Source organism: Mycobacterium sp. (genome assembly GCF_040398885.1).
Classification (GTDB): domain Bacteria; phylum Actinomycetota; class Actinomycetes; order Mycobacteriales; family Mycobacteriaceae; genus Mycobacterium.
Genome location: NZ_JBBATF010000107.1, coordinates 1 through 5,189 on the forward strand (window position 1 = coordinate 1; position 5,189 = coordinate 5,189).

The 5,189-nt window shown below is 69.1% G+C and carries 7 protein-coding genes; 4 read left to right on the forward strand and 3 right to left on the reverse strand.

The annotated features are described in order from the left end of the window. Both ADBZ5U_RS10920 and ADBZ5U_RS10925 read right to left on the reverse strand, forming a co-directional pair. Positions 1-247, reverse strand: a 247-nt coding sequence (locus tag ADBZ5U_RS10920; RefSeq protein ID WP_526265293.1) for a cyclic nucleotide-binding domain-containing protein, incomplete at its 3' end; no start/stop codon positions are given. Positions 248-350: 103 nt separating this feature from the next. Continuing rightward, positions 351-629, reverse strand: a complete 279-nt coding sequence (locus tag ADBZ5U_RS10925) for a hypothetical protein (RefSeq protein WP_526265295.1) — start codon at positions 627-629, stop codon at positions 351-353. Positions 630-711: 82 nt separating this feature from the next. On the opposite strand from ADBZ5U_RS10925, the gene nth reads away from it, so the two are divergent. The 4 genes from nth to marP are packed head-to-tail and all read left to right on the forward strand — an operon-like array spanning position 712 to position 4,108. Next, a complete protein-coding gene (gene nth, locus ADBZ5U_RS10930; protein ID WP_526265311.1) occupies positions 712-1,464 on the forward strand; it encodes an endonuclease III in 753 nt (250 codons plus the stop codon). A gap of 4 nt (positions 1,465-1,468) precedes the next feature. Further along, a complete protein-coding gene (locus ADBZ5U_RS10935) occupies positions 1,469-2,107 on the forward strand; it encodes a TlpA family protein disulfide reductase (protein ID WP_526265297.1) in 639 nt (212 codons plus the stop codon). Between the two features lie 10 nt (positions 2,108-2,117). Then, entirely contained in the window at positions 2,118-2,921 is an 804-nt protein-coding gene (locus ADBZ5U_RS10940) for an NUDIX hydrolase (RefSeq protein ID WP_526265299.1), read from the forward strand. After that, positions 2,918-4,108, forward strand: a complete 1,191-nt coding sequence (marP, locus tag ADBZ5U_RS10945; protein WP_526265301.1) for an acid resistance serine protease MarP — start codon at positions 2,918-2,920, stop codon at positions 4,106-4,108. Before ADBZ5U_RS10940 ends, marP begins: the two co-directional genes overlap by 4 nt. Here marP and ADBZ5U_RS10950 read toward each other — a convergent pair. Further along, positions 4,098-5,051: an alpha/beta fold hydrolase gene (locus ADBZ5U_RS10950; protein ID WP_526265303.1), complete on the reverse strand. Its 954-nt coding sequence runs from the start codon at positions 5,049-5,051 to the stop codon at positions 4,098-4,100. The two genes, marP and ADBZ5U_RS10950, sit on opposite strands and share 11 nt — an antisense overlap. Positions 5,052-5,189 lie beyond the last annotated feature (138 nt).

The following is a 5,189-nucleotide window of genomic DNA, read 5'->3' on the forward strand; positions in this document are numbered from 1 at the left end:
TGGACAGCTCGCCGAACATGTCCGACGGCCCCATGATCGTCAGCAGGTTCTCCCGGCCGTCGGGCGATCGGCGGCCGATCTTCACCTTTCCCGACATGATGATGTAGAGCCGGTCGCCCGGTTCGCCTTCGTTGAAAATCGTGTGGCCGCGGGGGAAGTCGACCGGCTGCAGCTGCTTGGTCAGGGCGGAAACCCCGGTTGGATCCACTCCCTGGAAGATTCCGGCCCTGGCCAGGATCTCGTCCACGTCGGCCCCTTCAGCTCATCTCGGTGACTTAGCACGTGCGCAGGTCACCGAGCCTAATGCTTAGTCAGTCTCGCCGACGTGCCCCAACCTACACAGAAACGGCCTAGCCCGAAGGCTGAAATAGTGGATTCGGCCGGGTGGGCAGACCGGGCTCGTCGATCAGCAGCAGGGGATCCAGCCGGCTCACCGGCTTGACGCCGGAGAGTTCGTTCAACGTTCGTTCGGCGGCCTCCCGGCCGGCGTGGCGGGCGGCCCGTTCCAGCCTGGTCACCAACGCGGCGGCCGAGAGCCGGTCACTGTGCAACAGGGTCTCGATGCGCTGCAGTCCGGCCGTGAACAGCATCAGCAGCACCGGGAAACTGACGGCCACCAACCAGGACATAGCGGGGAGTTAACCGGTGCGACGTCTCATCGGGATCACGAAATGCCACCGGTCTGTCGGCGGTCAGTACCCTGGCAGCGTGATGGCGGCCGCGGGCGGGAAATCCAGATGGGATGGCGAAACCCACCTCGGTCTGGTGCGCCGGGCCCGCCGGATGAACCGGACGCTGGCGATCGCCTTCCCGCATGTGTACTGCGAACTGGATTTCGCAAACCCCCTCGAACTGGCCGTCGCCACCATCCTCTCGGCGCAGAGCACCGACAAACGGGTCAATCTGACGACCCCGGCGTTGTTCGCCAGATACCGGACGGCCGCGGACTACGCCGAGGCCGACCGCACCGAGCTTGAGGAACTGATCCGGCCCACCGGCTTCTACCGCAACAAGGCCGACTCGCTGATCCGGCTGGGCCGCGAACTCGAGGAGCGGTTCGGCGGCGAGGTGCCCGGCACCATGGACGAGTTGGTGACGCTGCCCGGGGTCGGCCGGAAAACCGCCAACGTGATCCTCGGCAATGCCTTCGGCGTCCCCGGCATCACCGTCGACACCCACTTCGGCCGGCTGGCGCGCCGCTGGCGATGGACCGCCGAAACCGATCCGGTGAGGGTCGAACATGCCGTCGGGGCCCTCATCGAACGTGACCAGTGGACGCTTCTCAGTCACCGGGTCATCTTCCACGGCCGCCGGGTGTGCCACGCCCGCAAGCCCGCCTGCGGGGTGTGCGTCCTGGCCAAGGACTGCCCCTCCTACGGCACCGGGCCCACCGAACCACTGCTCGCCGCCGATCTCGTCAGGGGTCCGGAGACCGAACACCTGCTGAAACTGGCGGGGCTGTAGGTCGATGCGCACGTCGACGCGGTGGACCCTGGCGGTGCTGGCCATCCTCGGCGCCCTCGCCGTGGCGTTCGCCCTGGAAGTCACCGACGGCGCGGACCCGCAACGGGCCGCGAGCGCCCCGGACCGGCGGACGCACCGTGCGGCCGACACCGAGAAGGCGCTGGCCGGGCCGCGTCAGCGCGCCGCCCTGCCGCCGTGTCCGACCGGAGACCCCGGCGCGGGCCCGGCGGCGCTGCGCGAGGTGACGGTTGAGTGCGCCGCCGATGGTTCGGAGGTGAATGCGGCCGGGGTGGTGGCCGACCGGACGGTGGTGCTCAACCTGTGGGCCTACTGGTGCACGCCCTGCGCCGAGGAACTGCCCGCACTGCAGGACTACCAGCGCCGTGTCGGTGATTCGGTCGAGGTGGTCACCGTGCATCAGGACGAGAACGAGACCGCGGCGCTGATCCGGATGGCCGAACTGGGTGTCCGGTTACCGGTGCTGCAGGACGGCCGCCGCAGCATCGCCGCTGCCCTGAGGGTGCCGAACGTCATGCCCTCCACCGTGGTGCTGCGCCGGGACGGTAGCGTTGCGCGGGTGCTGCCCCAGCCGTTCACCAGCGCCGATGAGGTCGCCGCCGCGGTGGATGCGGTCCTGAAGTGAGTCAGTCTCGGTGAGAGACGACTTTCTCCCGGCCGATCCGCTTCGCCCGCAGTCCCGGCCGCCCTGGCTGGCCCCCCTGGTGGACAATCTCGACCGGGTGCCCGACGCCTACCGGCGACGGGTGCCGCCGGAGATCCTTGCCGCTTTGGCCGCCGTGGGCGCCGCGTCGACGCGCGATGCCGCTGTGCTCGTGCTGTTCTCCGGTCCGCACGCCGAACATCCACCGGGGCAGGTTCCCGTCGACGCCGACCTGCTGCTCACGGTCCGCGCCGGGACGTTGCGCCACCACGCCGGCCAGGCCGCCTTCCCCGGCGGCGCCGCCGACCCCGGCGATCCCGGACCAGTCCACACCGCGCTACGCGAGGCGAACGAGGAGACCGGCGTCGACCCCGGGCGCCTGCACCCGCTGGCCACTCTCGACCGGATGTTCATCCCGCCGTCGGGGTTTCACGTCGTACCGGTGCTGGCTTATTCGCCTGACCCCGGCCCCGTCGCGGTGGTCGACGAAGCGGAGACCGCCGCGGTCGCGCGGGTTCCGCTGCGGGCCTTGATCAACCCGGCGAACCGGCTGATGGTGTGCCGCACCGGACTGGAGCGCCGCTATGCCGGACCGGCGTTCCTGCTCGACGAGATGTTGGTGTGGGGTTTCACCGGTCACGTAATCTCGGCGATGCTGGACGTGGCCGGTTGGGGGCAACCGTGGGATACCGAAGACGTGCGAGAGTTGGACGAAGCGATGGCGCTTATCGGTAACCTCGCCGGTTCGGGCGCAGATGACGGGCGCAGTGCGGATGACAGTGAGGAGCCGGTGTGACGAGTTCGCAATGGCTGGACATCGCCATCGTCGGCGTAGCGCTGATCGCGGCGATCTCCGGCTGGCGCTCGGGTGCGCTCGGCTCGCTGATGTCGTTCATCGGGGTCGTCCTCGGCGCGATCGCGGGCGTGATGCTCGCACCGCACGTCGTCGGCTTCTTCGACTCTCCGCGCGCGAAGCTGTTCGCCGCGCTGTTCCTGATCCTGGCGCTGGTGGTGATCGGCGAGGTGGCCGGTGTCGTGCTGGGTCGCGCGGTGCGCGGCTCGATCCGGAGCGGCCCGGTCCGGGTGGTCGACTCGCTGGTCGGCGTCGCACTGCAACTGGTCGTCGTGCTGGTCGCCGCGTGGCTGCTGGGCAGCCCGCTGACCACCTCCAATCAGACGAATCTGGCCGGGGCCACAAAGGGTTCGAAGGTCATCTCCGAGGTCGATAAATACGCCCCCGAGTGGCTGCGCGCGGTGCCCAAGCGGATGTCGGCGCTGCTGAGCACCTCCGGCCTACCCGACGTGCTCGAGCCGTTGCGCAACCCGGCACCGACGGTCGATGCGCCGGACGCTTCTCTGGCCGACAGCCTGGTGGTCGGCAAGTCGCGATCCAGTGTGGTCAAGATCCGGGGTGTGGCGACGGCCTGCCAAAAGGTCCTGGAGGGAACCGGTTTCGTCATCGCACCCAACCGGGTGATGTCTAACGCGCACGTGGTCGCCGGCGCTGACAGCGTGACCGTCGAGGCCGAGGACGGCAAAAAGTACGACGCCACGGTGGTCTCCTACGATCCCAGCGCCGATATCTCCATCCTCGACGTCCCCAACCTGCCGTTGCAACCCCTGCAGTTCGCCGAGGAGCCGGCCAAGACGGGCACCGACGCCGTGGTGCTCGGTTTCCCCGGCGGCGGTGACTTCGTGGCCACCCCGGCCCGGGTGCGCGAGATCATCGAGTTGAACGGTCCCGACATCTACAAGACCACCACGGTCGACCGCGAGGTCTACACGATCCGCGGCCTCGTCCGCCAAGGCAACTCGGGCGGCCCGATGATCAACCGTGCGGGTCAGGTGATCGGTGTGGTGTTCGGGGCGGCAGTCGACGACAACGACACCGGCTTCGTCATGACCACCGACGAGGTGTCGCGTCAGTTGGCCAAGATCGGCAACACGGCGAAGGTGCCGACCGGGGCCTGCGTCAACGGCTGAGCACCGTCGAAGTCAGGAACTCCTGCAGGCGCGCGTTGACCTCCGCGGGGGCCTCCTGGTGGGCGTAGTGCCCGGCGCCGGCGTGCTCGACGAATCGTCCCCGGGGAGCGAAGCGGCGGCTGCGTTCCACCGGGTCGGCCAGTACGTAAGGATCCTCGGCACCACGCATGTGCAGCAGTGGCAACTCCAGTGGGCGGTCCATCAACTTCATGAACCGCCGGCCCTCACCGCGGGTCTGGCTGCGCACTGCCCACCGCTGGTACTCCAGTGCGGAGTGTGCCGCGGACGGGATCTGAATTGCCTGACGAAGATACGCCATGGTCTCGGAGAAGTCTTCGGAGGCAACCCATTTCGCGGACGCGCGGGCGGAGACCAAGGCCTCGAGCTCCTCGGCGTCGTTCCGGGTGAGCAGGCGTTCCGGCCATCGGGGGAGTTGGTAACGCAACAGGCTGGGCATCAACGCCCGCCGCTGTTCGGCGTTGGCGATCACCGACCGGCGCAGGGCGGCCGGGTGTGGCGAGCTGACCAACGCGATGGCATCCACCACCCGGGAGTGCAGGAGCGCCGTGGCCCAGCACACCAGACCGCCGTCGGCGTGCCCGACCAGGGTGGCTGAGGTGTGCCCGAGGGCGCGGACCAACCCGGCGGTGTCCCCGGCCAGGGTCCAACCGTCGTAGCCTCGCGGGGGCTTGTCGCTGCCGCCGTAGCCGCGCAGGTCCACCGCGACCACCCGGGCGCCCGACACGCCGCGCAACTGGTGGTGCCAGGACCACCAGAACGAGGCGAAGCCGTGCAGCAGCATGACCAGCGGTCTGGCGGTGGGGGGAGTGTCGTCATCGTCGGGCAACGCCTCGACGCACTGGAACCGGATGCCGTTTGCGTGGACGTCGAGATGACGCCACGGGCCCGTGATTCGGGTGACCGAGGGATCCGGCCGATTCATCACCAGCCCGACGAGTCGCCGGGCAACGGGTCGCCCGACGTGACCGGCAGGCCGGTGTCCGCGTACACCGCGGCGGTCGGATCGTAGGCCACGGCCACCTCGGTCGTCTCGTAGGTGACGGTGGCTTCGGTCGTTTCG